The 1,308-nt window shown below is 50.7% G+C and carries 1 protein-coding gene and 1 pseudogene; both read right to left on the bottom strand.

Annotated elements, in window-relative coordinates; all coding sequences use genetic code 11:
* On the bottom strand, window positions 1–823 hold an 823-nt coding region (locus ACFRAK_RS28980), incomplete at its 3' end, for a vWA domain-containing protein (protein WP_394573195.1).
* A 32-nt stretch (window positions 824–855) separates the two neighbouring features.
* A pseudogene (locus ACFRAK_RS28975) lies at window positions 856–1,308 on the bottom strand (transcription initiation factor TFIID); the annotation flags it as partial.

Genomic DNA, 1,308 nt, shown 5'->3' with positions numbered 1-1,308 from the left:
CATCGTAATATTGTCCGCCCGTCTCGGCCGCGATCGTCTTCAGCAGCGCCGAGCCGTCCTGATATATCAAGTTCAGCCCAATCGTATTCACCGCAATCTGTTGCTGCTTATACTCCGCCAGCACTCGCTCATGATCCGTCTCGCTGAAACCGTCAGATAGCAAGATAACCATGGCGTTTCGGCCAGTGCCCGGCTGATCTTGGATATGCTGCATCGTCTCGTCAAGCGCAAGGCCGATGTCCGTCCCACCTTGCGTCGTTACCAGGCTGTCAATTTCAGTTATAATCTCATCTTTGGCCGCTTGATTATTTACACGCGTGAACGGCTGCAATAAATTCGCGGTATGATCAAACAGCATGACGGCAACCCGGTTGTCTTCGTCCATCCGCTGGATCAAGTTCTTGGCTGCCATGAAGCGGTCCTGATTCGGATCAGTATCCTCCATGCTGCTTGAATTATCGATTACCAGCACAATGTCCTTCACAGGCTTGGGCTGACTGCCCGGAGTCATCTGGTACGCCCACTCGAACAACAGTCCCAGCGCGAACAACGCTACCAGCGTAGAAGGTACCAGGAGCTTCCATGACGTCCCTGTATAGCGCTGTCTCCACGAACTCCCGTTCAGTCTAGGCGAGATGATCTCAGCCAATAAACACGACAGGCCGATACAGAAAGCAAGGATTCCGAAATACACCCCTGTCACGAAAATAATGGGGAGCTCGATCCCCCACACGCGCAGCCAATATTCTCCGATGGCGAATCCGATGACCCCGCCTATCAAGCTGAATAACAGCAAGAGCGGATTTATTTTTCGTTGCACCATACACGCCTACTCTCTTTATCTAATTCAGAACCTTAACGCAGTTCAGGCAATAATCCCGGCTCTATTCCATGAAACTCGTAACCATTAGCCGTGTACGTCTCGTAATAGGTTCTGCCGTTACGATAATACATCAAGTCTTCCAGATGGAAGCCTCCCATTAAGTTCAGCTTCTCCACCCCGCTCGAGCGTTTCTCATGCACAACCCCAAGCTTATACACTCGCAGAGCCTCATCCGCACGGATTGCATAACGAACAAATTCACTGGTTGCATCCCCGAAAAAATACTTCTCTTCATAACGATGCTCTTGCGTATAATCAAGAAGTCTGACCAGCGCAACCGAGTGCTCATCCAGCCTACGGTACAGCACCTTGAATAAATCTTCCTTGGCAAGCACCTGCTTATTATGATAGTCGATGGTTACGTTGGCCCGGCGCAGCAGTTCCTCTTCAAAGGTCTGCACGAACGGCTCCGCCGTTAATAAATC

Source organism: Peribacillus sp. NPDC056705, from assembly GCF_043656335.1.
The sequence above is the reverse complement of the archived record's forward strand: the minus strand, read 5'-3'. Positions and strand labels throughout refer to the sequence as shown.